Here is a 25,195-nt window from a genome sequence, read left to right on the forward strand (position 1 = left end):
CATACAAGAACTGTAGGCAAGAAGACTTTGGGGAGGTCAGAGGGTATTCCCGGGCCTATGCGGAAGGAGGCGGGGGCGCGGTGGTAACCGTCGCCTGAGCCTGTTCCGCATCGCAGCGTTTCTTGAACTCGGCGTGGAGCTCCAGGAAGTGTTCCAGGACGTGCTTGTCGAGATCGTGGCGAGCCTTGATCCATGCCTCGACCGCCGGGTTCTTCTTCGCATCGATGAAGTACGCCCACCAGTAGTTGTAGACCAGCTCTTTGTCGAAGGCTTTCTTCTTGACCAGGAGAGCCACGGTATCGAGCATGCCCAGCATGCTCTTTGCCGCATCGTCAAAGTCCTGGCCTTCGGCAACAGCCTTTTGCACGAGCTTCCAGTCAGCCATCAGCCCGGCGGTCCGCTTCTCGAGAAATCCGACGGTTTCCCGGTAGCGGGCGGACTTCGTATCCGCGTAGAGCTTCCAGATGAATGTGCATATGCCTGCGACCAGCGCCAGCAGCGAAAGCCAGTCGCGAAACGCAACGCCATTCTGCTGCGTCATCTGCTGGGCACACGCCGAGAGAATTTCGTTCATGCCTTGTGCTCCTTCGTCGTGAAAGCGGGCCATGGAGGCCGTCCCGAGTCTGTGCTTTCTCGACGGATGCAGCATCCCTCGAATGCGGGAGGCGCCTGCTCGGCACGTTGCGGCGGCATGGCCGCCGTGCCGAAGACGCGGCCCCGGACGGGCAGGTCCGTTCCGGGGGGGCTTGCGAGGAAATCAGAGGGTATTTCCGGGCCCTCTGTCGCCCGGTTTGCAGGGGTGCTCTGTCCGGGCGCTTGCTTACTTGTCGTGATGCAGGTACGTCGCCTGCTTCGGCAGCAGCAGGCTGACGAGGAAGGCCACTCCCATCATTCCCGTCACGTACCAGTAGAAGTACGACTCGTGCCCGATCGACTTCAGTCCCAGCGCCACGTATTCCGCGCTGCCGCCGAAGATGGCATTGCCCACCGCGTAAGACAGGCCCACGCCCAGCGCACGAATCTCGGGCGGGAACATCTCGGCCTTCACGATGCCGCTGATCGAGGTGTAGAAGCTCACCACCGCCAGTGCGAGCGTGATCAGCATGCCGGCCACAAGCGGGCTGCTCACGCTCTGCAGGTTGCTCAGCACCGGCACCGTCATCAGCGCGCCCAGTGCGCCGAACAGCAGCATGTTGGTGCGGCGGCCGATGCGGTCCGACAGCGCGCCGAACAGCGGCTGCATGCACATGTAGATGAACAGGCAGGCCGTCATCACGTTGCTGGCGGTCTTGATCGACATGCCAGCCGAGTTCACCAGGTACTTCTGCATGTAGGTGGTGAACGTGTAGAAGATCAGCGAGCCGCCGGCCGTGTAGCCCAGCACCACGAAGAAGGCGCGCTTGTGGTTCGTGAACAGCTCGCGCATCGTGCCCGCGCCCTTGGCGGCGCGTGTCTTGGTGCTCGCGGTTTCGGTCAGCGTGCGGCGCAGCATGAGTGCGACCACCGCGGCGATGGCGCCGATGACGAACGGAATGCGCCAGCCCCAGCTCTTGAGCTCGGCTTCGTCGAGCACCTGCTGCAGCACAACGACGACCACCACCGCCAGCAACTGGCCGCCGATCAGCGTGACGTACTGGAACGACGAGAAGAAGCCGCGCTGGCCGCGCATCGCCACTTCGCTCATGTAGGTGGCGGTGGTGCCGTACTCGCCGCCGACCGACAGGCCCTGCAGCAGCCGCGCGGCCAGAAGCAGCGCGGGCGCAGCGGCGCCGATCTGTGCGTAGGTCGGCAGGCAGGCGATGACCAGCGAGCCCACGCACATCATGACGACCGAAGTCACCATGGAAGTCTTGCGACCCTTGCGGTCAGCCAGGCGGCCGAACAGCCAGCCGCCGATCGGGCGCATGAGAAAACCGGCGGCGAACACGCCGGCGGTGTTCAGCAGCTGCACGGTGGGGTCCGACTTGGGGAAGAACGCCGGCGCGAAGTAGATGGCGCAGAAAGCGTAGACGTAGAAGTCGAACCACTCCACCAGGTTGCCGGACGAGGCGGCAAAGATGGCGAAGATGCGCTTGCGCTTTTCTTCGAAGGTGTACGGGGTGTTGTTGGCGGCGGTCGCGTCGGGGCTGGAGGCGCCGGCGGTCGCATTGCTTGCGATGGCTGTCATGGAAAGGGGTCCTTGCTTGTCTCTTGCTGCGGCCCGCCGCAAAGCCGCGCGAAGCCGTTCCGCCGAGTCTGTCCGGCCGCCGCCGGACTGTCGTCCGTAGCCTGCCGCCGGGCGGCTACGTATCGGTACGCAAGGGTAAATACCTAGAATGGGGGTGCCGCAAGCAAGCGGGCTCGCAATGGAGGTCGACGATGGAAGAGCAGAACATCCGGACGGCGATCGACAGACATTGGGCTGCGTCCGCCGCAGGCGACCAGGTCGTCGAGCATGAGATCTATCACGACGACGCTGTTTGTGTGTACCCGCAGTCAGGCGAGGTCATCCACGGCCGTCACAACCTGCAAGCACTTCGCAGCCATCACCCTGGCAAGCCGTCGGGGTTTGCGGTCCGGCGCGTCGTGGGGGAGGGCAGTCTCTGGATCACCGAGTATGCGATCGACTACGAGGGCAAGAGCGCCTTTACCGTGAGCATCATGGAGTTCCGGGATGGAAAGGTGTCGCGCGAGACTCAATACTTTGCCGATCCCTTCGACGCCCCCGCCTGGCGCGCCCAGTGGGTCGAACGGGCAGCGTGATTGCGCACAAGCTGAATGTTCAAATTCAGGAGACGCAGCACCCCGCCAGAAGGAGTTCTCCCCGCCATGACATGGTCACTGTTCTACCGCTTCGACAACGAGGTGCCCACCGACTTCCACGAACTGCGCCAGTTCGGCAACTCACTGTGGGCCGCGAATGGCAAGGTGAAAACCATGGGGCGCTCCAGCGTCGCCGAGTTTGCCAGTCCGCAGGCCGCGAAGGATGCCATCGTGCAGCGCAGCAGCGAGATCGAGGCCCAGGGCTACAAGCGGGTACGCCAGGGCACGCACGACCCGGCTCGCATCGACTTCCCCCTGCTCACCGCCGAGATTCGCGATGGCGCCCGCCACGCCTTCCAGGCCATTCGCGCGGCCCACCCCGACGAAACCATCCGCCTCTTCGCGCTGGGCAGTGACGACAGCGCGATGACCATCATCCACGCCGCCGGCGTTCTTGCGCTGGGCGAGCCCGGCGACATGGACGACGAAAGCGAGATCTGGTGCTCCACCGAGTGGCCCTATTCGGAGGGTGACGAGTTTCTCGACATCGCCTATCGCATGATCCTGTCCTGCCACCGCAACGACTTGCCCTGCAGTGTTGAATTCGACGTTTTGCACGCGGGCCTCTTCGAAGCCTGCGTCGCCGCGATGGAACAACTTGATCGCGAAGGGTTCTTTGGTACTGGCGCCGTGCGTGAAGAGGTTGTGCTGCTGTGCCAAAGCGAAGGCGCTGAGGACATGGAAGGGTCGATTGCCCGGCTCAATACTCCGCGTGTGGTGGGGCGGCTTGAACGCTGGATCAGGCTCTGCGAGTGAGTGCTGATGGGGATGGTCTTGGCGGGTTAACGGTCAGCGGAAACGTCGACTGAGTGACCGCTTTGCGAAATTTCCATGGCTGCTCAGGGCCCGTTCCTGTCCTTCGATCTCGGGAGTTCAACGCTCGAAAGCGGGCATACGACTAATCACCAAAAGCTCTCGTGTATCAAGGGAGGAACTTCTATGTCGTCGACCCTTGGTCAACTCTCCGAACGCTCCACTACCACCTCACTAAATTGCAGAACGGGTTGTATATCCGTGTAATTGGCTATGTCGCCCCTGATCTCCTGCGCGTGCGGGCCGCGGGCTGCCTGGAATGCTTCGACAGAAGTGCAGACGAAGTCGCACTTGGCCACGTAAACAGGGTCGGTGCCCGGAGCACCACCTGCGATGCCCTTGTCCACCGTGTAGTACAGACATGCAGCGCCGAGCAGCTGTTTCATCATTGGCATATGCCTCTCGCGGTAGTAAGCATGATCGAATCGCGCGCCTGCGGCGTACGGGTACATGACACTGACTTTGATCATCGGGTTTTCTCCTGTTGTTGCACGGTAGTCGAGGCGTCGCCTCCGGGCGCACTCAGTCCATGGTTATGAATAGAACCTGCGCGGCACCTGTCATCGGTGCTTTGATAAGGAGTTCAGAGTGTGGTCGCGGTCTGCCACCCTCGGCCAGCCACTGTTCACGAATGTGAACGCTATTTGAGGGCGACAGCCGCGACCGCGTCGGCGATCTTTGCGCCCGTCGATCGAAGAGCCTGCAGTACGGCCTCCTGGCGCAGTTCGTCGAAGCGGCTCTCCGGCAACGTGATGCCCAGCGCAGCAATGGCTCGGCCGTGCACGTCCAGCACGGGCACAGAAACGCCTACCAGGCCCGCAGTAAATTCACCCCACGACCACGCAACGCCTTCGTCACGCACCACCCGCAATTGCCGCCGCAGCACGCCGACGGAACGGATCGTTTTCTCCGTACGCGGTTGCAGCGACACCTTGCGCAAGTAGGTCTCTCGCTCCGCCGCTGGCTGCCAGGCCAGCAGGATCTTTCCACCAGACGTGGCGTACAGCGGCATGAGGACCCCGACGTGGGTCGTGTACAGGACGGCGCGGGGTGTTGCAGAGGCGGCGATGCGCTCTGCCATATCGTCGCGCCGCACTACCAGCATGCTCGATTCGCCGGTGACCCGCACCAAGCCGTCCAACCAAGGCTGGCTGAGACTGACCAAGTCACGGTGGTGTGCGCCGCGCCTGGCCAGGTCGTACGCTCGCTCGCCAAGGCGGTAGTCTTGCGTGCGCTCCAAATATTCGACATAGCCGCGGGTTATCAGGTTGCGCAGGAGCGCCGTGAGGCTACCTTTGGGTATCGCGGTGCGGCGCGAGAGTTCTCCGTGGTTCATGGCCCGGCCCGTGCCCGCCAGCAGCTCGAGGAGGTCGAACACGCGATCGGCCGATTTGACGCTGGATGGTCGACGAGCAGCGGATGCCGCCAGTTGCGTTCCGGCGAGAGTATTGGGCCTTCTCGTCTGACGTGCGGGCATGTAGTTACAACAACGGCTGCGGGCGAGCACAAAGCCTACCCTAAACGGACATCTCCAAAGGACGGCTCCTGGCCGACTGTAGCCGAAGGGCGGTCGGTGCTGCAGGGCCATTGCTGTCATCAGACTGGCCGCCGGACCTCCGCTTCGCAACGGTTGCTGCCGGTGATGTCGGCCTCCTGAGTTCACGGTCTTGACCACGCAGCGGCCATTCATGCGCCAGTGTCATCTCGACCCAGTGGCCGGTTTTAAGTACTGCTGACCTTGCTGCTCAGCCGGTACGTTCACGACGCCTGCACGTCTGCTGACCTCGGTCAATTCGGCGTGAACTTGCTTACGGCTTAAAGAACCCTCAGCACCTCAAACTGCTGTTGGATTGGAGCGACCTGTATCGACACCTCATCACCCTCGAATTTGCCCAGCATTGCCCTACCCAAAGGGGCTTCGCTACTGATGACCTGAACAAGCTGAGTGCCGCTGACCAACTTCATGCTGCCCCCATCCGGGCCGAGAAAGAGCTGTTGCTGCTTGTCGTCGGAGTCGACTAGGCAGACCAGCGAGCCGAGCTGTATGCCTTTGATGGCGTCGTAGGGACGCGGGCGGAATCGGCGCCAATTGGCCATCGCCTGGCGTATGGCTTCGGCGCGCCGAGCTTGGCCGGTGGCCAGGTAGGCGGCTTCGAGTCCCAATGTGTCGTACTTGTTTTCGGCGATGTTTTCTTCGTGAGTCGCCGTTTCATGGGCTGCCCGCACTGCCTGTTCGGCTTGCAGCAGGTCTTCGGCGAGCCGTTCCAGCACCTGCTGTTGCAGCAAGAATTTATCCATGACGAAAGGTCGGCATCTCGAACAAGCGGGGGCAGGTTTTGATTATGAAGGGCTCCAGAAGCCTTCGACGCCTCTGTTGGCTGCAGGTTAACTTCAGCTGTGGGCCCTTGCCGTCACTCGGACGTCGCGAGAGCTGCCGTTCGATGCTTGCGTCCAACGCCATGGACCGTCATGGTTTGACAGCCTCTTCGCGCTTTTTATCAATAACCGCCTTGGCCTCTGAGTTCAAGTAGTTGACCCAAATTTCTAGGGCGTTCTGATCTCCTCGCCCCATGCCGCCAGATTTTAGAAAGAGTTGTCCCTTGTACTCGAATGCTTGACGAGTTATGACTGCTGGGTGTGCTGGATGGCCCGGCTTCGTTACCAAGAAAACTCTCGATTGCTTGCTGTCGATGAACTGAAGGACTTCCCCTCGGTCGATCTCCTCGAACCCCGTCTCGGTCCGGAACATCTTCACTATGTCAGCGTGTTCCTTTTCATACGCTGCTCTTTTTTCTTCCGATGGCTGTGCCATTGCTGAAACGCTTACGACCAGGCATAAAACCAGCGCAATTGCTCGGTGCATGCGACTCCCTTCTCAAAGTCAATGTTCAGCTTGAACGAATGGCAGTTCTTGGCTGTTCTGCCGAAGCAGCGACCGACCGGTTCTGGCCGAGTGCCGCAGTTTCCGGCGATCTCCTGCAACCGCATTCTGCGTCCAAGGTGGCCGAACGCATTGCCCCTAAATCGGTGACTGAAAGCAGGGGCTCAGCCCCATGTAACGAGCTTCTCTACACCTCTATGCACGTCCAAGAAGACGTCCGAGTATGGGGAAATCTCGGAGTGCTCCGAACCCGGATCACAGCGGACTTGGCAATCCAGTGCGCCGGAGAGGAATCGTGCGAAATCGACATGGGAGCGCCATGGGGTGGCACCGCGAAGCCACTCACGCTGCGTGCCCAACAGCTCATCTGCCACCACTGCACATTCGGCCATCAGGCCGCCTTCACGCCGCGCCATCGGCGCCAGCGATTCGAAGAAGCACGTCAGCGGTAGCAGTCCATTTGGCGCCGGTAAGGGCCGCTTCGCATGCAGCCGGCCGATGGTGCGGCAGACGATGCTTGTGGCAGCGACGTCATCACCTTCTAGAGCCATTTTCAGCAGATGACCCGCGCCGGTAGCACGCTCCATCAGCAGTACGCCCGCGTTCTCATCGAGGGCATACACGCGCGCAGCGCCATCGCCGTCCCACCAGCGCATCACTTGACCGCCGACCCGCTCGTCAATGTGCCGCGCGATCTTGATCATCCCGGCGCGACCGTCCGGATGTCCATCGAGACGGACCGGTAGTAGGTGGCCGGCGTGGGTTGCAAAGGGCTCGCCGTCAGGCTGCGCGTTCCAGCTTTGGAGGTAGGAATCGAAGAGTGTCAGGTTGGACATGCGGCTAATTTCACGTGGCCATCGATTCTCGAGGGTCTTCGTTGATGACATCGAATGCCCGCTCATGGCCGAACTGTGCCACAGCGCATAGGTTGGGCCCGATGCTCGACTACCCGCGCTGCTCTTCTATCAAGAGTTTCTCGTAGAGCGTCCTGTGCAGTTGTCGCGGCGAGGGGTGAATATCAACATCGAACAGGTCATATGGAACCGTCGGGAGCGAGCCGATGCCGATTCCTTGCATCCAGGACCGCACCTCTTCGAATAGACCGCCTCCGCCTGCGGTCAAAATTGCACCGGCCAAATTGGTGGTGCCGCAGAAGTCAAACTGACCCTCGTTGTCTAAGCGGACGATTGGCGCCTGCGAGACGTTGATATCGGCTTGCCCGCGCCAGTAGCCGAAATAGTTCCGCTCCTCGTCCGCAGCCACAAAATCAATAGAGGCGCAGACTTCGGCAATCGCCTTCACGTTGGCTCGAATATCTGGATTGGCCCATTCGCTTTCCCTGAGATAGCTTGTGTCAAGCCAGGGCGCCCAACTTGATGAGCTATCAAAAGCGAACCCAGTTTGACGTACCAATGCGTCCCGGTGCCCCAACAGAATCGCAAGGTCTGGCGGTGGTGCCTCGCCGCGAAGTCGGTGTATCGAGAATGCGGTCAGGAAGTCTGCGTTTTCAATCATGGCTCTTTGTATGTAGGACCGGAGGCTCGGTTGTGGCGCCGAAGGTCTGCTTACAGGCGAGTTGAGGGCCCGCGGCGAACGGCCGGCTCTGGCCGACTGTAGCCGGTTGGCATGACGTCGAAAGGCGCTCCAAGCAGACAAGCCGCATGGTCCAAGTAGCGAGTACGAGCAGCTCACCTTGAGCTTCAGTGGGAATGCCGTCCAAACCACTGGCGTATTGAGTACCCCGACGGCAACGAGAGAGATGCCGGTCTGCGGGCTGGCTGCTTGATACGCCCTGCAACGAGATGTCCCGAAGACATATGCCCTTTCGCCTATGCCTTTCTATTTGCGCGGCAATTGAACCTCTGCGTCACGAGCGTCAGCGCCCAACCTAACCGGTAGTGAGCAACGAGAGATCGGCTTGATCGCCCATCAGTTCGATCAGGGCCTGTGCGGCTCCTCGGTGGAGACATGCTTGATTTCAATGCCGTCCTACTGATTAAGGCGTTTCATCCAAAGGTGCAGGATGGTGCCGATATGGGGAAACGTCGCGCGATGTTGTGAAGCCCGAACCTCCTACCGATGGCAGAAGTTGCTCATGGCAGAGCCGCGGATCTCATGACTTTGGTCATTTCAGGTTCGCAGCCATCCGCACTAAGATGCCCGGACCATGGCTACTGCCACATCCCTGCCGCTGCATGCCGCGCCATTGCGTAGCGAGGCCAGCGTTGCCATACCGGCGCGGGGCATCCTGGTGGTCGACGACCACGAGTTGGTGCGCCTGGGCCTGAGGGCGCTGCTGCTGGCGGAAACCGGCAGCGTGCCGGTGCACGAGGCACGCTCCCTGGCCGACGCGTTGCGCTTGTACGAGTTCCATCTCACGTCGCATCTCCTGGTGCTGCTCGATCTCGATCTGCCCGACTCCCAGGGGCTGGATACCCTGGTGCGTTTCAGGCGCGCCTTTCCTGCATCGCGCGTGGTCGTGCTATCGGGCAAGGACAGCCATGCGTTGATGCAAGGGGTGATGGCGCTCGGGGCGCAGGCCTTTCTTCCCAAGACAGGTCACTTGGGCGAGGTGTTGCGCTACGTGAGGGACAACGATCTGGTCGCTCTGCCAGCCTCGCCGTCCACGACCCCTGTCGCCGTCCGCACGACTGCGGTAACGGCGACGACTGAGTTGCAGCCGCAGCTCAATGCGCGCCAGGTCGAAATCCTCGACTGGCTGCTGGCCGGCAAGTCGAACAAAGAAATCGCACAGCTGTCGCACCTGACCGAGGGCACGGTCAAGAACCATGTGTCTACCCTGTTGTTGCTGTTCGGCGTGCGCTCGCGAGCCCAGCTCATCAGCAGTCTGAAGTGAGCCCGTCGCGCCATGCGGCCTTCGACGTGGCGATGCCCCGCATGCCTGCGATGAATGACTTGCATCCGCCCGAGTTGGCCCAGCGGGTGCTGCGCGAACAGGTGGCCGCGGTCCATGCCAACGCGCCGGCAGCCTATCTCGCAGACTTCCTCACGGCACAGTCGCTGGGCATCGGCCTGTTCGTGGCCACGTGGCGCTGGCAAGTCCTGCTGTGGATGGCGCTGCACCTGGCATTGACGCTGCGGCGCGCTTATCGGCGCTATCGGCGCAGTCCCGATGCGGCCGCTCATCCCGAGTACTGGGCACGCTTCAATGCGCGCAACGTGCTGCTGCGCTCCTGCGTCTGGGGCCTGGCGCCGTGGCTGTGCGTTCCGCCGGGGCGCAACCTGGGGCTCTGGGTCATGGTCATCGTGATGATGATGGGCGGCTGCGCCGGCGGAGCACTGTCGCTGGCGGTTCTCAAGCGCAACATTCCACGCTTCATCGTGCCCAGCATGGCGAGCCTGACCTTGGCGCTGGCCTGGCGCGGCGACAGCACGCACCTGTTCCTGGCCACCGGCTGCCTGCTGTACCTGTGCGTCATGATCATGTTCGCGCTGCAGCATCATCGGCTGCTGACCGCTGCGCTGACCATGCGTTTCGAAAAGGAGGCGCTTGCCGAGCAGCTGAGCCATCAGATTGCCGCAACCCAGCGTGTCAGCGAGGAGAAGACGCGCTTTCTTGCCGCGGCGAGCCACGATCTGCGCCAGCCTCTGCACGCCATCGCATTGTTCGGAGCCGTCATTGAAAAGAAGCTCAAGGGCACCGAGGAATGGGATCACGCGGTGCGGTTGATGGATGCGGTCGGAACGCTCGGCGATTCGCTCGACATCCTGCTGGACATCTCGCGACTTGATGCCGGCGAGGTGGCGCCGCAGATTCGACCCGTGGAGCTCAATCCGCTGTTCCTCGCGCTCAACAATGTGTTCGTGGCGCAGGCGGCCGACCGGGATCTGCAACTGCGGCTGCGCGCCACGCCTTGCTGGGTGCTGAGTGATCCGCAGCTGTTGCAGCGGCTGCTGTCCAATCTCGTGGACAACGCGCTCAAGTACACGACGCGTGGCGGCGTGGTGGTGGCCGCCCGCGCACGCGGTCCGCTGGTGTGGATCGATGTGTGCGATACCGGCATCGGCATCGCGGACGAGCACCTCGGCCGCATCTTCGACGAGTTCTACCAGATCGGTAATCCGGGGCGCGATCGAGCACAGGGACTGGGCATCGGCCTGTCCATTGTGCAGCGGCTCTCACGCCTGCTGGCGCACCCGCTGCAGGTGCGCTCGCGCCTGCATCACGGCAGTCGCTTTCGCCTGGTGCTTCCGGCGGTGATCGCCTCGGGTGTCGTGCCACTCGCTGCATGCCCGGGCGCTGCCTCGCCATTGCCGCAGCGCGTGCTGCTCATCGATGATGAAGCCGCGATCCGCCAGGCCGTTACCGGGCTGCTGCAGGCCCATGGCGTAGCCATCGACGCAGTGGCCAGTGAGGCCGAAGCCGAGGCCGTGCTGGTGCAAGCCGCACATGGAAGTGCCCCTGTCGAAGTTCTGTTGTGCGACGTGCGGCTGGCCGATGGTGCCGACGGACTGGCCGCGGCGCAGCGACTGAGCGCGCGCTTCGGCCCAGGCTTGCAGGTGCTGTTGATCACCGGGGAAACCGCGCCGCAGCGACAGCGGCAGATGCTCGACTCCGGGCTGCAGGTGCTACTCAAGCCGGTGGCTGCCGACAGGCTGCTGCAGGCCCTTGCATCGCTGGTGCAGCACGATACGACGCACGCTTGCATGCGCTCCTGAGCATCTTTTTTTGCTGCTCGGCGATGACCTTCGACACTAGATCGCAGGCGTTGCCGACCCTACCGTGGAGGCCTTCTCGTTCACTCCACTTGAAAAAAGGAAGGCCCATCATGAATACCACTCGTACCGTTTCCCGTGCATGGCGTGCACCCGCCGCGCTGCTGATGATGAACCTCGTGCTGGCCGCCTGCGGCGGTGGTGGGGGCGGAGGCGGCGGCTTCCCCGGCTTCGCTGTCGCTCCTGCACCTGCTCCTCAGGGAACGCAGACGCCGGCACCGACGCAGGAAGACACCGCGCCCTCCATCACGACACAGCCATCGGATACCACCATTGGCCAGGGCGTGACCGCCATGTTGAAGGTACAGGCTGTGCGTGCCACGACCTACCAGTGGCAGCGCAGCGTTGATGGCGGTGCCAACTGGACCGATGTTTCCGGCGCCACCAGCGACAGCTTCACCACAGCAGCCAATCAACTGGCCGACAGCGGCCAGCAGCTGCGCGTGCAAGTGACGGGCCCCAATGGCAGTGTGACCAGCCATGCCGCCACGCTGACGGTCAAACCCTGGGTCGCCAACGTGCTGGCGGCCACCGGGGTGACATACAACCGTCCCTATCAACTCGTTCTGGATGCCAGCGGCGCGAACCTCTACGTGGCCATGGGAGGCAATGGTTCGGTCTACAGGATCGACACGGCCAGCGGCAGCGGCGCGGAAGTAACGCCGGGGACGACCATGAACACGCCGTATGGCCTGGCACTGGCCGCCGACGGTACCCTGTACGTGAGCGACCAGCATCGCATCAACAAGATCGCCCCCAACGCCACAACCTACAGCACCTGGGTGGGCAGTGGCACCAGCGGGTACGCCGACAGCCCGGCCGCTGCAATGTTCAACGACCCCGCCAGCATTGCGCTGGATGGCGCAGGCAACCTGTTCGTGGCGGACCTGGAAAACAAGCGCGTGCGCAAGGTCGCAGCCGATGGCACCACGAGCACGCTCGCGGGCGACGGCACGCAGGCCTACCTGGACGGGGTTGGCACAGCAGCCCAGTTTGCCCGTCCGCAGGGCCTGGCGATCAGCCGCGATGGCAGCACGCTGTACGACACGGACACCGACGGCACATGCTTGCGCAAGATCGATGTGGCCAGCGCCACAGTGAGCACGCTGCTGGGCGATTGCAACGGCAACGCTGTTTCCAATGTGGTCGACGGAACGGCCGCCACGCCGGCCAAGCTCGGCTATTCCTACGGCGTAACGGTGGATGCACATGACAACGTGTTCCTGACGCATGCCTGGGATGGCGTGGCGCGAGTGGTCACGCCTGCGGGCGAGATCAGCACACTGCGGGACAGCACCGGCGCGGCGATCATCTTCAATTTTCCGATTGGTGTGGCGGTCGCCAGCGACGGGACCATCTACGTGGGCGCATCCAACGGCAACCAGATCTTCAAGCTCACGCTGGCGCCCTGAGCGGTACGCAGGCAGGGATCTTCGGCTCGCACCACGCGAGCCGTTGATCTTGTCTGCCCGATGCGGCTTCGCACGCCCGCTTCGCCGCGGCTCAGGTGGCCTGCCGTTTTGGCCGAGCAGATTTTGGCGCCTCGCTTCGCGCCAGCCACAGTCCGCTCGCAACGATCAACGCCCCGCCGCCCAGCGTCCATGCGTCGGGCGCGGCCTGCCAGAACACCCAGTCCAGCACAAGCGCCCAGGCGAGGGCGCTGTATTCGAAGGGGGCGATGGCAGCGGCCTGGCCGTGACGGAAGGCCTCGGCGATAGCCATCTGGCCCAGAAAACCGCTGATGGCCAAACCCGCAAGCACCCACGTGTGCTGGGCCTGGATTGGCACCCATTGCGGTGCTGATAACAGGCTACCGCCGACAGCCATGCCGGCCGTGGTCCAGAAGACCAGCGCGGCGCTCGATTCGGTGCGGCTGATGAGCCGGCCCAGCATGTTCGACAGCGCATAGCAGACTGCGGCCACCAGGATCGCCAGAGCGCCCACCGAGAGGAAGGCCCCTTGCTCGGGTCGCAGTGCGATCACGACGCCTATGAAGCCCAGCCCGATGGCGATCCAGTGCCGCGGCTGGACCGACTCGCCCAGCATCGGCACGGCGATGAGCACCATCAGCAGCGGAGCGATGAAAGTGAGTGTGTAGGCCTCTGCCAGGCCAAGGGTCTTCAGGCCATAGACGAAGAGCACAAGCATCGTCATATTCAGCGCGGTGCGCAGCAGGTGCAGGCGCCAACGCAGCCGGCGGCTGAAAACGCCGGCTGCCTCGCGCCGCCAGGCGATGTACAGGCACACCAGGGGCAGCGCCGTGAGACCGCGCAGTGCCATCACCTGCACCGGCGGGTAATGCCCGGCCAGGTTTTTGAGCAGCGCGTCCATGCAGGCAAAGAAGGCGCAAGCCAACAGCATCGCGGCGATGCCGCGCAGGGTTCCGGTCGATTGCATGGTCGGGTTGTCTCGCGGCAGTGGCCGGGGAGGGGACTTGTTCTTGACCGCCTAGCATAGGCGCTGCGAACGTCTGGTCCTCGCCGCAAGTTACCATCAACTCGAGAGCAGCGCTGCGATGCAGCGACACTGAAACGGCATGGCCTTGGTGAAGTCCCCGGACCAGAAGACATCGCAAAGCCCGCCCCAGGTCAGTTCGATATGCCGCCGAGAAATGTCAGGTCTTGTTGTCAGCCCGGCTCTGCTTCAGCCGGCGAATCTCGGCGAGCTGGAACCTGAAGGCATCTACCGCTTCCTTGGCCTTGGGCTCCCAGGTGTCGGTCTTCATGTGCGCGAGAACCGCCTCCAGCGCATCGCCGAGTTGCCCAATCTGCCGTCCGTAGCTTCCGACGTCATCCAGAATCTGCTGCTCCAGAGCAGGGTCTGACGACTTGCCCATATTGATGTTGATGAACCCAAGCTGCCCATTGGCAATCTTGGTAAACCAAGTCCAGGGATTGATTTCCTGGCGCACATTGCCGGAGAGCGGCAAGTAAAAGTTCGGCATCGGAGACCTCCTGCGCAACGCGACTGGCTGCTGCGATGAGGTCAAGCAAGAAGCTCGCCGAGCCACTTCCGGTCCTGCCATGTGCTCGCACACGGGCCTCCACTTGCTTCCAGTCGGGTCGCTACAGCGCGTGTTCCCGCAGAAACCGGTCCAACTGGTGGCTGTTCGCCAGCCCCAGCTTGGCGAACACGTGCGCGCGGTGGGTCTCTACCGTGCGCTGCTCCAGCGGCGCCAGCTCCAGGGCGATCTGCTTGTTGGGCTTGCCCTCGGCTACCAGCCGGGCCACCTGCATCTCGCGCGGCGTCAGCTTGTCCCACAGTGCCTGCGCGGCCTGGCGGGCCTGCCGGCGCGCGGCGATCTCGCCGGCTTGCTGCAAGGCTTTGGCGATGCTGTCGAGCAGGCGCTCGTCATTGCAGGGCTTTTCGAGCCAGCCGAAGGCGCCGTTCTGCACGGCTTCGACGGCCATGGGTATGTCGCCGTGGCCGGACAGGAAGATCACCACCAGCGGGCTGTCTTTTGCGCGCAGCGCATCGAAGACCTGCAGGCCGCTCACGCCGTCCATGCGCAGGTCCAGGATCACGCAGCCCGCGCGCTGCAAATCGGCGCCGGCCAGGAAGGCCTCGCCCGAGGCAAAGGTCTGCACCGCGTAGCCGCGCGACAGCAGCAGCAGGCCCAGCGAACGGCGCACGGCCTCGTCGTCGTCCACCACGCACAGGTTGTTGGCAAGAGCGCTCATGGCGTTCATGGGGGTGTGATTTCCAGTTCGAGGGTGAAAACTGTGCCACCGCCGGCCCGGTTGGCAAAGGACAGCCGGCCGCGATGGGCCTCGACGATGGTGCGGCAGATGTTCAGGCCCAGCCCCAGCCCGCCGGTCTTGGTGGTGAAGAAGGGCGCGAACACCTGCTCGGCCAGCGCGGCGTCGATGCCCGGCCCGCGGTCGGCCACGCGGATGTGCATGCGTCCTTCGAGCACTTCGGCCTCGATTTCGACGAGCCGCTGCTCCGGCGGCGTGGCCTGCATGGCGTGCAGGCTGTTGGACAGCAGGTTCAGCAGCACCTGTTCGAGCAGCACGCGGTCGCCGCGCACCTCGGGCAGCCCCGCCGGCATGCGAACCTCGGCGCGCGCCTGGCGCATGCGCATCTCGCCCTGCAGCAGCGCCAGCGCGTTGCTGACCAGCGCCGCCACCGCGCAGTCTTCGGTGCCGGCGGTGCGCTGGCGCACGAAGCCGCGAATGCGCCGCACGATCTCGGCGCTGCGCTGGGCCTGGGCCATGGTCTCGTCGAGGCTGCTGACCAGCAACTGCTGGTTGCCCTGCTCTGCAAAAGCCTTGGCGGCGCTCGCGAAATTGCTCAGCGCCATCAGCGGCTGGTTCAGCTCGTGGGCCAGCGTAGAGGCCATTTCGCCGAGGCTGGCCAGGCGCTGGGCGTGCTGCAGTTGCTCGTCGTTCTGGCGCTGGCGCAACTCGGCGCGCTTCTGCTCGGTGATGTCCACCACCGAGCTCATCCAGCCGCTGTGCTTGCCGTCGGCGTCGATCAGCGCGGCGGTGTAGACCATGGTGATCACCTCGTGCCCGTCGCGGTGCCGCAGGCGCGACTCGAAGCCCGCATGTGCGGGCTCGCCGCTCATCATGGCGTCGTAGTGGCGCCAGTGCAGTGTCACATCGTCGGGGTGCCAGTAGGGGTAGGGCGGCAGCCGGCCGAGCAGTTCGTCGGCGCCGTAGCCGGTCATTTCGCAGAAGGCCAGGTTGACGTAGATGATGCGGCCGTCCAGGTCGCGCGCGCGCATGCCCACCAGCAGCGAATCTTCCATCGCCTTGCGGAAGGCGTGGGCCTCGTCGAGCTCGTGGGTGCGCTCGCGCACGCGCAGCTCCAGGTCGCGCCGCGCATCGCGCTGCTCGGCGAAGCGGCGTTCGCGCAGCTGCCAGTACAGGCCGCCCAGCAGCAGCAGGCCGGCGCACAGCAGGCCCAGCATCCAGGTGCGCTCGCGCGCGCGGACGACTTCGGCATGGTCGGCCATCACCGTCAGCGTCCAGCCGAGATCGGGCAGCGACTCGTCCACCGCCAGGAAGCGGCGCGGCTGGCCGCCGAGGTCGGTGCGCACGAGGTAGCCGGGCCCGCCTTCGTCGCGATCGACCTTCCACGGCAGCGCCGGAAAGTTCGTGCGCGCGCCGTACTGCTGGTCGCGCCGCATGCCTTCGATCTCGGCGGCGCCCAGGGCTCGCGTGGCCTGGTACATCCATGACTGCACCGAACTCAGGAACACGATGCCGCGCGCGTCGGTCAGCAAGATGGGGTCGCGCGCGAAGGTCCAGGCATCCTGCAACTGGCGCAGGCTGACCTTGACCGTTACCACGCCCAGCACCGCGCCGCCATCCGGCCGCACCGGTGCCGAAATGAAGAGCCCCGGCTCGCCGGTCGTCTGGCCCACACCGTAGAACAGGCCATTGCGTCCCGCGCGGGCGTCGATGAAGTAGGGCCGGTTGGCATACGACTCGCCCACGAAGGTCTGCGGCGTCGCCCAGTTGCTGGCCGCCAGCGTCATGCCCTGCAGGTCGATCAGGTAGAGCGCATCGGAGCCCGCCTGGCGGTTCACTTCCTCGATGTAGCGGTTGGCGCGCTGCTTCACCGCCGCATCCTGGGGATGGGCCAGCGCGGCCAGAACGTCGGGATGCAGGCTTGCCGTGAACGGGAGGTAGCTGTACTTGCCGGCGGCATCGCGCAGGCCCAGCGCGTGGACTTCCATGGCGCGGCGGATCGAGTCGGCCTGGAAATTCGCTTCGCGGACTGCGGCCCATTGGGCTGCGAGGCCGATCAGCAGCAGGGCCAGTGCGAGGGCGGCCGCCCATGCGGCGATCGCGCGGTAGCGGCGGCGCGGGCGGGTTGGGGGTGGCGGAGGAGCGAGCGTGATTGGCGGCATGGGAGGCAGGGGCCGACCGGCGCGGCGAGCAGAATTTTGCCCTGATCGCTGGAAGGCCCCCGGATGCCGCTGACGCTTGGCTCAGGCAGCCACGGGCTGCACAGGCGCTGGAGCTCGTGCACGGGAAGCAGGCACCACGTCCAGCTGCTTCACCAGCACGCCCCACCGCACGCGCGCTGACACCACACTCTCTTCCTTCACATGCCCGAAGCCGCGAATCTGCTCGGGCAACCGCGCCAGCGACAGCGCGGTGTCGAAGTCGATGACGTCGAAGCGCGCCAGCAGGTCTTCGACCATCGCGCGGTAATCCTCGATCAGCTGCCGCTCCATGCGCCGTTCGGCGGTACGGCCAAACGGGTCGAGCGCCGTGCCGCGCAGGCCGCGCAACTTCGCGAGCAGGTGGAACGCACCCATCATCCAGGGCCCGAAGCTCGTCTTCACCGCACGGCCTTCGGCGTCGCGGCGGCCGAGCACCGGCGGGGCGAGGTGGAAGCGCAGCACCGGCTTGCCTTCGAACTGCTCGCCCAGCTTCTCCATGAAGCGCTTGTCGGTGTAGAGCCGCGCGACCTCGTACTCGTCCTTGTAGGCCATGAGCTTGAAGAGGCCTGATGCGACGGCCTTCGCCAGCCGCGTGCTGCCGCGCTCGCGCTGTTCGACCACGCTCACGCGTTCCACCAGCTCGGCATAGCGCTGCGCATACGCCGCGTTCTGGTATGACGTGAGGAACGCGGTGCGATCAGCCACCAGCGCCTCGAAGCTCTGCGGCCGCTGCAGCGCCACCACCTTCGAAGGCGCCGCTTCGCGCGTCACAGCCGCAAGATCCAGTGCCGCCTTGCGGCCCCAGCGGAAAGCCGCCTGGTTCGCCTTTACGGCCACGCCGTTGATCTCGATGGCCTTGTCCAACGCCTCGGCGGACAGCGGAACAAAGCCTTTCTGAAACGCAAAGCCCAGCAGGAACAGGTTCGCCGCAATCGCATCGCCCATGAGCCGCGTCGCCAGTTGCGTCGCATCGATGAAGTCCGCACGCCCTTCGACCGATTCTTCGATCAGCGCGCGCACTTGCGCGGCCGGAAACTCCCAGTCGGGCTGCTGCGCGAAATGCCCCGTCGGCTGCTCGAAGGTGTTGACCAGCGCATAGGTGCGCCCTGGCCGCATGCGCGCGATGGCATCGGGCGCGCCGGCCGTGAGCATGTCGCAGCCCAGGATCAGGTCGGCCTCGCCGGTGGGAATGCGTTGCGCCTTCAGCTGCGCCGCATCGCGCGCGATGCGCACGTGCGACGTTACCGAGCCGTTCTTCTGCGACATGCCCGTCATGTCGAGCACGCTCACGCCCTTGCCTTCGAGGTGTGCTGCCATGCCGATCAGCGCGCCGATGGTGATGACGCCCGTGCCGCCGATGCCGGTGATGAGGATGTTGTGCATGCCTTCGAGTGCCAAAGGCGCAGGGTCGGGCAGGGCAGCCTCTTGCGCAGAGGCCTTCGCCGCCACCGGCGCCTGCTTGCGCGGCTTTACGCCTTCGACCGTCACGAAGCTCGGGCAGAAGCCCTTGATGCACGACTCGTCGGCGTTGCACGCGCTCTGGTCCACGCTGCGCTTCAGGCCCAGGTCGGTCTGCTTGGGCAGCAGCGCGGTGCAGTTCGACTGCTCGCCGCAATCGCCGCAGCCTTCGCACACCGCGTCGTTGATGAACACGCGCCGCGCGGCCTGCGGAAACTCGCCCTTCTTGCGGCGGCGGCGCTTCTCGGCTGCGCACACCTGGTCGTAGATGAGCACCGACACGCCCTCGAACTCGCGCAGCTCGCGCTGCACCGCGTCCATGTCGTCGCGGTGGTGCACGGTGAGCACGAAGCCGTCACGCTCCGGCGGCAGCACACTGCGGTCGACCCAGCGCGTCGGGTCTTCGGCCACCAGCGCAAGGCGCTTCACGCCCTCGGCCGCCATCTGATGCGCGATGCGCGGCACGGTGATGGGGCCGTCGACCGGTTGCCCACCCGTCATTGCGACCGCGTCGTTGTAGAGGATCTTGTAGGTGATGCTCACGCCCGCCGCCACGGCCGCGCGTATCGCTAGCGAGCCCGAGTGGTAGTACGTGCCGTCGCCCAGGTTCGCGAACACGTGCTTGCGCTTCGAGAACCACGCCTGCCCCAGCCATGGCGCACCTTCGCCACCCATGTGCGTGGTCGTCTTGTTGTGCTCGGGGTAGATGGCCGTCGCCATCACGTGGCAGCCGATGCCGGCCAGCGCGAGGCTGCCTTCGGGCACCTTGGTCGAGGTGTTGTGCGGGCAGCCTGAGCAATACCAGGCCGGCCGCGAGGGCGTGGCCACGGCCTTGCCGAGCACCACGTCCTTCGCGTCAAGAATGGCGAGCCGCATGCGGATGCGGTCGCTGGTGTGAAAGCGCGCCACGCGCCCTGCGATCACGCGCGCGATCTGCGCCACCGAGAAGTCGGCCGTGGCCGGTAGCAGCCACTGGCCGCGTGGATGTGCGCCCCATTCGCCCTGTTCGTCGAACTTGCCGATCACGCGCGGGCGCACGTCTTCGCGCCAGTTGTAGAGATGCTCCTTGAGCTGGTACTCGACGATCTGGCGCTTTTCTTCGACGACCAGAATTTCTTCGAGGCCGTCGGCAAACTCGCGGATCGAGTCGGGCTCCAGCGGCCACGGCATCGACACCTTGAACAGGCGAATGCCGATGCGCGCGGCTTCGTCCGCATCGATGCCCAGTTCTTCCAGCGCTTCGAGCACGTCGCGGTACGACTTGCCCGAGGCCACGATGCCCAGCCGCGCCTTTGGCGAATCGATGGTCACGCGGTTCAGCCGGTTGGCGCGCGCGTAGGCGATGGCGGCGTAGATCTTGTAGTCCTGCATCAGCGCTTCCTGCTTGCGCGCCTGCACGCCGAGCGTGTCGGTCGACAGGCGCGCATGCACGCCGCCGGGCGGGAACACGAAGTCCGAAGGCAGCCGCGTATGCACGTCGAGCGCGCCGGCCGCTATGGAGCCCGACGATTCGACCGTGTCGGCCAGCGCCTTGAAGCCCACCGGCAGCCCCGCAAAGCGCGACATCGCGAAGCCGTGCAGGCCCAGCTCGATGTATTCCTCCACGCTCTGCGGGTAGAGCATCGGGATCATCGAGGCGGCGAACAAGTGGTCGCTCTGGTTGGGCAGCGTGGAAGAAGACGCGCCGTGGTCGTCGCCCGCCACCAGCAAAATGCCGCCGTTGGGCGAGGTGCCCGCATGGCTCATGTGCTTGAACACGTCGCCGCAGCGGTCCACGCCGGGTGCCTTGCCGTACCACATGGCAAAGACGCCATCGACCGCGCTCTCGCCAGTGAGGTGCACTTGCTGCGTACCCCAGACCGCGGTGGCGGCCAGTTCCTCGTTCACGCCGGGCAAGAACTTGACGGCGTTGGCTTCGAGCTGCGGCTGCGCTTTCCACAGCGCTTCGTCCAGGCCGCCGAGCGGCGAGCCGCGGTAGCCGGAGACAAAGCCTGCGGTGTTCAGCCCCGCCTTCTGGTCGCGCCATTTCTGCACGAGCATGAGGCGCACCAGCGCCTGGATGCCGCTGAGGTAGATCCGGCCTTCGGTGGCCGTGTATTTGTCGTCCAGCGCAACGCTGGCCAGTTCGTGGGATGCCATGACTGAAAAAGACTCCGGGTAGGACTCGTGGAAATGCGGGCGTGGCCCCGGTAGAGGGCCGGCTCGCGAGATGCCTTGCCGGGGTAGACGGCGAGGCAGCAACGATTCTTCCGCCTTGTCTTCTGAAAGTGCTTCTTCGTTTTGGCAAAGCGCGGCGCTTTACGGAAGATCTGTCTTTTGCGGGTGCGATCGACCGAAAGGATTTCGGCAGGCTCGAACCGTCCCGCTGGCCCGACAATGGCGGCCCCCGCAGCACGACGAGAACCCGATGAGACCCGACCTCGATTCGCTGGCGCTTTTCCTGCGCGCCATTGAGCACGGCAGCCTGTCGAAGGCGGCCGCCGAGAGCCACATGGTGCTGTCGGCCGCGAGCCGCCGCCTGTCCATTCTCGAAGGCCACCTGGGCGTTGCGCTGCTGAACCGCACCTCCAAGGGCGTGACGCCCACTGGCGCCGGCGAATCGCTGGCCATGCATGCGCGCCAGATCCTGCGCGACGTCGATCGCATGCGGGCCGACCTGTCCGACTACGCGCAGGGCGCCACCGGCCGCGTGCGGCTGCATGCCAATGCCTCGGCCATGGGCCAGTTCTTGCCCGACGACGTGGCGAGCTTTCGCCAGCGCTACCCCGAGATCCGCGTGAGCGTGGAGGAGCACCGCAGCGTCTACATCGTGCAGGCCATTCGAGACCGGCAGGCCGATGTGGGCGTCATCACCAGCGAGGCGGCCGACCCGGCGCTCAACTTCATTCCCTACCGAACCGACCGCCTGGTGGCCATCGTGCGGCAGAAGCATCCGTGGCGCGGGCGCGAGGTATCTTTCGAGGAATTGCTCGACTTCGATTTCGTGGGGCTGGAGGACGACTCGGCCATCTCCCGCACGATGGAAGACGCCGCCATGAGTGCGCGCAAGGTGTTGAAGCTGCGCGTGCGGGTGAAGAGCTTCGAGGCCGTGTGCCGGATGATCGAAGCTGGTATGGGCGTGGGCATCTTGCCCGAGGGGGCTGCGGTGACCTATCGCAAGGAGATGAAGCTGCGCTTTATCAACCTCACCGACGCTTGGGCTTCACGCCGGATGTATTTGTGTACGCGGCAGGAGGCGTTGAGTTTTCCGCAGCGCCGGCTTGTCGATCATTTGCTGGCGCGGGGGATGCCTTAGGGCTCGGGTTCGGGTTCATTCGGGGCGACGCTCACGCCGACGGGGTACCTTGCTCCGCGAATGTCCTCCGCCCTTCGGGCTCCCCCTTTATTTCGCTGCGCAAGGCACCCCATCGGCGTGAGCGTTCAGCGCCGCTGCGGAAGCTGCATTTGTTGGCGGTCGCCGAGACTTCGTGCCGCATGGAGCGGCTATTTCGCCGGGTTCTTCTCTAGAGTGGATGCCCCTGTCACTCGATACCCCAACAAAGGGAGAAGAAAGGCGCAACACACCCAAGTCACCCAGATGTTTGAAGGCTGCTTGCCTCGCGGCAGGTTGTCGGTGCGAAAGCAGCGATGCAGATGCGAGGTATCAAAAGGCGACGGCCGGGGCGTTATCAGCACCCCAGCCGTCTAACCAAGTTCGTGCACAACCCTCTAAAGGAACGCACAAAAATGGCTACCAAGACTATAGCCCGGCCTCGCACGCCGGTAGCTTCCGAAGACAACGCCCAAGACCCGGCGGATCTTCTCGAAAACACCCTCTCTCAACTCGAAGCTCTCCTGTGGGTCTGCCACGGGGAAGACATCGACTGGTGCAGCGGGGATGGGCCTCGGCGATTGGACAACTTGCTTTGGCTTGCGGCTGAGCTGGCTCGCAAGGCTGGGGAGCTGTTTCAGGTGAGTGAGAAGGCGCGACGTGGGGCGCCTGAGGCTGGCGGTTAGCGGCTGGTCTGCGGGCTGCGGGTTTCGCGGCCCGCCTGGAGAGCGGGGTTCTTTGGGGTACGACGGCTGAAGCCTTCGTGATGGAGGGAATTCGGTTCGGCTGAGGCTGCTTGTGGGGTAGGCCTCGGTGGCAGCTATGCGCTCCATGCTGATCGTCGACAGACAATGCGAGCATCCGCTTTGCGGGCGGAAGCGGACTGTCGCTGCTCAAGGCTAGACTTCCGAGTCCGGCCAGAACCGGACGCTCAACCCCACCACTTACGCATGATGAAGTTCAGCTATTCCTTCAGCCTCCCAACAGCAGCTTTCCCGCCGTCCGCGGAGAAACTTCACCCCTATGACTACAACGAGTTCCTGCTTAGCCTTTCGGTGGACTGGCGGCAAGTTCCGAACTCTAGGGAGAGAACACTGAGCTGGTACTCGGACAAGCTCAAAGCCGAAATCGTTGTCAGCGTGGACTTCTACGAAGTGCCTGAGAGTAAGTGGGCGAACGTAGCAGAGGTGACTCTCGACAGCCGGCACAAGGCCCTTGAAGAGGCTTGTGGCGATGCACTGACCGTAGTCAGCCGCAGTGCGAAGCCCTACTCTGGAGGTGGTGGACTCGAAATCAGCTACGCCGCGCATACCGACGACATGACTCACCTCTATCTCGGCTACGTCACGTCGCGCAAGGTATTCAACTTCTCGCTGACGGGAGGCGCGAACAAGGCCGCACTCATTGAGTTCTACAACAGGCTAATGCAGAGTCAGCTACGGGTGAGGGTTCCTTAAAAGGCTCGCTTTGAGCACAATGCAGGCGCTCGCGGATGCCCGCTCAGCGCCCCTTCGCGACAGCGGCGTGACCGGCTACAGTCGGCCAGGACCGGTCAGTCGGAGGCGACGTCCCATTCGCCCGAGAGCAGACCAGCAACAGTCGGCCAGAATCGGCCGGTCGCAGCGTCGAGAAAAATTTGGCCAACTGCGGACATTCGCTCTGCGACGCAACGCCGGAGCATTCAGGCGGGTGCAGTGGCCACTACACAAAAAAATGATGAGGGTGGAATGAGAGATCGCTATACAAAACACCGATGGAAATTCCTATTGTTCGGAGCGGTAACTGGCGTTCTGATGGGAATCTATGCGCCGACGGCAACCGAACCCGGCAACTTGTTCTTTGATCTCCTCGGTGGCCTAATACTTTGGTACGTCCTCTGGTGGTTGTGGGCTAGGAGCCGAAGGCGCATTGATCGCAGCAAAGAGCAGTCATGAGAGACAGTGTCATGCGAACGACAGCTTGCTGTCTGATTCCCATCGTCTTCGTCGTCTCTACGCCGATGCTGAGGATGGCTCAATAGGCAGAATTCGGCCACCACCTGACATTCACCGATGAAGCCCAATTCGCTTGGGAGCCAACGTTCGAGGCGATTACACGACAGTTTCGGGCCAACTTGAAACCGAACCCATTGAAGCGCGTGCACGCCAACTTAAGGCGCGTCAACAATCGCTAATCGGTCGGTGCCGACCAACATTTCGGGCAATCAAGGCATGGCGGACAAGCTAGACAAGTACAACGACGCGCTCTTTGCACTTCTGCATGAGGCGATTCGCTGCTCTCCCGAATCTTGGACGCGAGGCGTGCTCACGATTGACTGCGACGGTCACCGCATCAACTACGGGCTCAAAAACGACCAGTCGAATGACAAGGCGAGCATCTCGCAAGACCTTGCCCAGCTCTGCGAGCAGTACTGGGCGGTTTTTCAGGAGCACGGCGAAGCCTGGTTGGAATCGACTATCGAGTTCTATCAAGAAGATGGGACATGGAAGTTCAATGCGAACTACAAGCGACCTGAGAAGGTCCGAGCGACTCCCAAATCCTCATGGAAGTTCTGGCAGTAGGTTGAACTGCGCCTACCGGCCAAGACCGGCCGCTCGCGGAGGGCGCAGAATTCAGGCAAGAGCGGACCTTCGGCAACTCACAGACAGCCAAAAAGACGACTGGATGCGATCCGCCCGAACTCGCAATGTTTTACTGGGGAATAAACTGTGAGCTTTGTCGCGAGCGAAGACATCAAGCGGGAGGCGATGGCCGAGTGCATCAAATTGTCTGACTATGTTTTGGGCACGTTCGGGGGCGGATTGGACTGGACTGACGAGAGTATTGAGAAGGTTGAGGAACTTCTCGACTACTTTCATCAGCAAGCCCAAAACGACAAGCCGACCGAGGCCGAAGTGTTCGCCTTTGCGAAAGGATTCGGTAGCTACATTGGAGAGGTTTACCGCCGAAATCACGGGGCCGAATGGGGGCTGGTAACGCTCAGCGGCAATACATTCCCTGGGTTGCGTTCAGATAGTGGCATCGAATTCTGGCCGTGGGGCCGCGCGCAGCAACGTATCGTTGAGGGGCCATCGAACAATGTTTGGCACTACTACCAAACGTTGGTGGCACGAGGTACTGTGAAAATTACACCGACCTCATCGGCGACGACCTGGTGGCGACGCATACGCGGTCGCTCGTAAGCCGCACCCACCCAGAAGCGGACCTTCATGGCGCCCCCCATCGACACCTTCGGCCGATGGCGGGAATTTGATGACAAGCATTGGTGCGGGCCAAAAGTAATCAGGCGCTGAAC

General features: G+C 63.6%; 22 protein-coding genes. 9 read left to right on the forward strand and 13 right to left on the reverse strand.

Annotated features, from left to right (window positions below):
• Positions 1-55: 55 nt before the first annotated feature.
• Together NWF24_RS06760 and NWF24_RS06765 are read right to left on the reverse strand one after the other, a co-directional pair.
• On the reverse strand, positions 56-574 hold the full coding sequence (locus NWF24_RS06760; RefSeq protein ID WP_258353516.1) for a DUF4760 domain-containing protein: 519 nt from the start codon (positions 572-574) through the stop codon (positions 56-58).
• A gap of 246 nt (positions 575-820) precedes the next feature.
• The gene (locus NWF24_RS06765) at positions 821-2,167 is read right to left on the reverse strand and encodes an MFS family transporter (RefSeq protein ID WP_258353517.1); all 1,347 of its coding nucleotides are present in this window, start codon (positions 2,165-2,167) and stop codon (positions 821-823) included.
• A 191-nt stretch (positions 2,168-2,358) separates the two neighbouring features.
• On the opposite strand from NWF24_RS06765, the gene NWF24_RS06770 reads away from it, so the two are divergent.
• Both NWF24_RS06770 and NWF24_RS06775 read left to right on the forward strand, forming a co-directional pair.
• Positions 2,359-2,742 carry a nuclear transport factor 2 family protein gene (locus tag NWF24_RS06770; RefSeq protein ID WP_258353518.1) on the forward strand — a complete coding sequence of 128 codons (384 nt, stop codon included), beginning with the start codon at positions 2,359-2,361 and terminating at the stop codon, positions 2,740-2,742.
• 15 nt (positions 2,743-2,757) lie between these two features.
• Positions 2,758-3,558: a DUF4303 domain-containing protein gene (locus NWF24_RS06775; protein ID WP_258353519.1), complete on the forward strand. Its 801-nt coding sequence runs from the start codon at positions 2,758-2,760 to the stop codon at positions 3,556-3,558.
• A 200-nt stretch (positions 3,559-3,758) separates the two neighbouring features.
• On the opposite strand, the gene NWF24_RS06780 is transcribed toward NWF24_RS06775, so the two are convergent.
• From NWF24_RS06780 to NWF24_RS06805, 6 genes are all read right to left on the reverse strand, one after another.
• A complete protein-coding gene (locus tag NWF24_RS06780) occupies positions 3,759-4,085 on the reverse strand; it encodes an EthD family reductase (protein WP_258353520.1) in 327 nt (108 codons plus the stop codon).
• Positions 4,086-4,255: 170 nt separating this feature from the next.
• Positions 4,256-5,092 (reverse strand): IclR family transcriptional regulator, encoded by an 837-nt coding sequence (locus NWF24_RS06785; protein WP_258353521.1) that lies wholly within the window; start codon positions 5,090-5,092, stop codon positions 4,256-4,258.
• A gap of 338 nt (positions 5,093-5,430) precedes the next feature.
• Positions 5,431-5,913: a GreA/GreB family elongation factor gene (locus NWF24_RS06790; protein WP_258353522.1), complete on the reverse strand. Its 483-nt coding sequence runs from the start codon at positions 5,911-5,913 to the stop codon at positions 5,431-5,433.
• A gap of 169 nt (positions 5,914-6,082) precedes the next feature.
• Positions 6,083-6,478, reverse strand: coding sequence for a hypothetical protein (locus tag NWF24_RS06795; RefSeq protein ID WP_258353523.1), 396 nt, complete (start codon positions 6,476-6,478; stop codon positions 6,083-6,085).
• A gap of 182 nt (positions 6,479-6,660) precedes the next feature.
• Positions 6,661-7,332, reverse strand: coding sequence for an aminoglycoside phosphotransferase family protein (locus tag NWF24_RS06800; RefSeq protein ID WP_258353524.1), 672 nt, complete (start codon positions 7,330-7,332; stop codon positions 6,661-6,663).
• Positions 7,333-7,441: 109 nt separating this feature from the next.
• On the reverse strand, positions 7,442-8,011 hold the full coding sequence (locus NWF24_RS06805; protein WP_258353525.1) for a hypothetical protein: 570 nt from the start codon (positions 8,009-8,011) through the stop codon (positions 7,442-7,444).
• A 652-nt stretch (positions 8,012-8,663) separates the two neighbouring features.
• Between NWF24_RS06805 and NWF24_RS06810 the strand changes: the two genes are divergently transcribed.
• The 3 genes from NWF24_RS06810 (at position 8,664) to NWF24_RS06820 (ending at position 12,645) form a co-directional block, all read left to right on the forward strand.
• Positions 8,664-9,353, forward strand: a complete 690-nt coding sequence (locus NWF24_RS06810) for a response regulator transcription factor (protein ID WP_258353526.1) — start codon at positions 8,664-8,666, stop codon at positions 9,351-9,353.
• Positions 9,350-11,176 (forward strand): ATP-binding response regulator, encoded by a 1,827-nt coding sequence (locus NWF24_RS06815; RefSeq protein ID WP_309148863.1) that lies wholly within the window; start codon positions 9,350-9,352, stop codon positions 11,174-11,176. The genes NWF24_RS06810 and NWF24_RS06815 overlap by 4 nt, the downstream gene beginning before the upstream one ends.
• 110 nt (positions 11,177-11,286) lie before the next feature.
• A complete protein-coding gene (locus tag NWF24_RS06820; RefSeq protein WP_258353527.1) occupies positions 11,287-12,645 on the forward strand; it encodes an SMP-30/gluconolactonase/LRE family protein in 1,359 nt (452 codons plus the stop codon).
• Between the two features lie 91 nt (positions 12,646-12,736).
• Here the strand turns inward: NWF24_RS06820 and NWF24_RS06825 are convergent, their stop codons facing one another.
• The 5 genes from NWF24_RS06825 to NWF24_RS06845 all read right to left on the reverse strand — a co-directional run bounded on the left by NWF24_RS06825 (position 12,737) and on the right by NWF24_RS06845 (position 20,729).
• On the reverse strand, positions 12,737-13,630 hold the full coding sequence (locus NWF24_RS06825) for a DMT family transporter (RefSeq protein ID WP_258353528.1): 894 nt from the start codon (positions 13,628-13,630) through the stop codon (positions 12,737-12,739).
• Between the two features lie 217 nt (positions 13,631-13,847).
• Positions 13,848-14,177: a hypothetical protein gene (locus NWF24_RS06830; protein ID WP_093058168.1), complete on the reverse strand. Its 330-nt coding sequence runs from the start codon at positions 14,175-14,177 to the stop codon at positions 13,848-13,850.
• Positions 14,178-14,298: 121 nt separating this feature from the next.
• Positions 14,299-14,913: a response regulator transcription factor gene (locus tag NWF24_RS06835; RefSeq protein ID WP_258355253.1), complete on the reverse strand. Its 615-nt coding sequence runs from the start codon at positions 14,911-14,913 to the stop codon at positions 14,299-14,301.
• Positions 14,914-14,918: 5 nt separating this feature from the next.
• Positions 14,919-17,093, reverse strand: coding sequence for a sensor histidine kinase (locus NWF24_RS06840; RefSeq protein WP_258353529.1), 2,175 nt, complete (start codon positions 17,091-17,093; stop codon positions 14,919-14,921).
• 81 nt (positions 17,094-17,174) lie between these two features.
• Complete coding sequence (locus NWF24_RS06845; protein ID WP_258353530.1) at positions 17,175-20,729, reverse strand: indolepyruvate ferredoxin oxidoreductase family protein; 3,555 nt, start codon at positions 20,727-20,729, stop codon at positions 17,175-17,177.
• Between the two features lie 268 nt (positions 20,730-20,997).
• Here NWF24_RS06845 and NWF24_RS06850 point away from each other — a divergent pair, with 268 nt between their 5' ends.
• The 4 genes from NWF24_RS06850 to NWF24_RS06865 all read left to right on the forward strand — a co-directional run bounded on the left by NWF24_RS06850 (position 20,998) and on the right by NWF24_RS06865 (position 25,082).
• Complete coding sequence (locus tag NWF24_RS06850) at positions 20,998-21,885, forward strand: LysR family transcriptional regulator (protein ID WP_093058171.1); 888 nt, start codon at positions 20,998-21,000, stop codon at positions 21,883-21,885.
• Between the two features lie 965 nt (positions 21,886-22,850).
• Positions 22,851-23,357: a hypothetical protein gene (locus tag NWF24_RS06855; RefSeq protein ID WP_258353531.1), complete on the forward strand. Its 507-nt coding sequence runs from the start codon at positions 22,851-22,853 to the stop codon at positions 23,355-23,357.
• Between the two features lie 723 nt (positions 23,358-24,080).
• The gene (locus tag NWF24_RS06860) at positions 24,081-24,461 is read left to right on the forward strand and encodes a hypothetical protein (protein WP_258353532.1); all 381 of its coding nucleotides are present in this window, start codon (positions 24,081-24,083) and stop codon (positions 24,459-24,461) included.
• 147 nt (positions 24,462-24,608) lie between these two features.
• Positions 24,609-25,082 (forward strand): hypothetical protein, encoded by a 474-nt coding sequence (locus tag NWF24_RS06865; RefSeq protein WP_258353533.1) that lies wholly within the window; start codon positions 24,609-24,611, stop codon positions 25,080-25,082.
• Positions 25,083-25,195: the final 113 nt, after the last annotated feature.

Origin of the sequence: Variovorax paradoxus (assembly GCF_024734665.1) — a bacterium.
Taxonomy (GTDB): domain Bacteria; phylum Pseudomonadota; class Gammaproteobacteria; order Burkholderiales; family Burkholderiaceae_C; genus Variovorax.

Coding starts and splice junctions, on each gene's coding strand:
- NWF24_RS06845 (WP_258353530.1), bottom strand. CDS start 20,729: ATGGCATCCCACGAACTGGCCAGCGTTGCGCTGGACGACAAATACACG.
- NWF24_RS06830 (WP_093058168.1), bottom strand. CDS start 14,177: ATGCCGAACTTTTACTTGCCGCTCTCCGGCAATGTGCGCCAGGAAATC.
- NWF24_RS06850 (WP_093058171.1), top strand. CDS start 20,998: ATGAGACCCGACCTCGATTCGCTGGCGCTTTTCCTGCGCGCCATTGAG.
- NWF24_RS06760 (WP_258353516.1), bottom strand. CDS start 574: ATGAACGAAATTCTCTCGGCGTGTGCCCAGCAGATGACGCAGCAGAAT.
- NWF24_RS06780 (WP_258353520.1), bottom strand. CDS start 4,085: ATGATCAAAGTCAGTGTCATGTACCCGTACGCCGCAGGCGCGCGATTC.
- NWF24_RS06825 (WP_258353528.1), bottom strand. CDS start 13,630: ATGCAATCGACCGGAACCCTGCGCGGCATCGCCGCGATGCTGTTGGCT.
- NWF24_RS06785 (WP_258353521.1), bottom strand. CDS start 5,092: ATGCCCGCACGTCAGACGAGAAGGCCCAATACTCTCGCCGGAACGCAA.
- NWF24_RS06770 (WP_258353518.1), top strand. CDS start 2,359: ATGGAAGAGCAGAACATCCGGACGGCGATCGACAGACATTGGGCTGCG.
- NWF24_RS06840 (WP_258353529.1), bottom strand. CDS start 17,093: ATGCCGCCAATCACGCTCGCTCCTCCGCCACCCCCAACCCGCCCGCGC.
- NWF24_RS06795 (WP_258353523.1), bottom strand. CDS start 6,478: ATGCACCGAGCAATTGCGCTGGTTTTATGCCTGGTCGTAAGCGTTTCA.
- NWF24_RS06820 (WP_258353527.1), top strand. CDS start 11,287: ATGAATACCACTCGTACCGTTTCCCGTGCATGGCGTGCACCCGCCGCG.
- NWF24_RS06855 (WP_258353531.1), top strand. CDS start 22,851: ATGATGAAGTTCAGCTATTCCTTCAGCCTCCCAACAGCAGCTTTCCCG.
- NWF24_RS06775 (WP_258353519.1), top strand. CDS start 2,758: ATGTTCAAATTCAGGAGACGCAGCACCCCGCCAGAAGGAGTTCTCCCC.
- NWF24_RS06790 (WP_258353522.1), bottom strand. CDS start 5,913: ATGGATAAATTCTTGCTGCAACAGCAGGTGCTGGAACGGCTCGCCGAA.
- NWF24_RS06810 (WP_258353526.1), top strand. CDS start 8,664: ATGGCTACTGCCACATCCCTGCCGCTGCATGCCGCGCCATTGCGTAGC.
- NWF24_RS06835 (WP_258355253.1), bottom strand. CDS start 14,913: ATGAGCGCTCTTGCCAACAACCTGTGCGTGGTGGACGACGACGAGGCC.
- NWF24_RS06765 (WP_258353517.1), bottom strand. CDS start 2,167: ATGACAGCCATCGCAAGCAATGCGACCGCCGGCGCCTCCAGCCCCGAC.
- NWF24_RS06805 (WP_258353525.1), bottom strand. CDS start 8,011: ATGATTGAAAACGCAGACTTCCTGACCGCATTCTCGATACACCGACTT.
- NWF24_RS06800 (WP_258353524.1), bottom strand. CDS start 7,332: ATGTCCAACCTGACACTCTTCGATTCCTACCTCCAAAGCTGGAACGCG.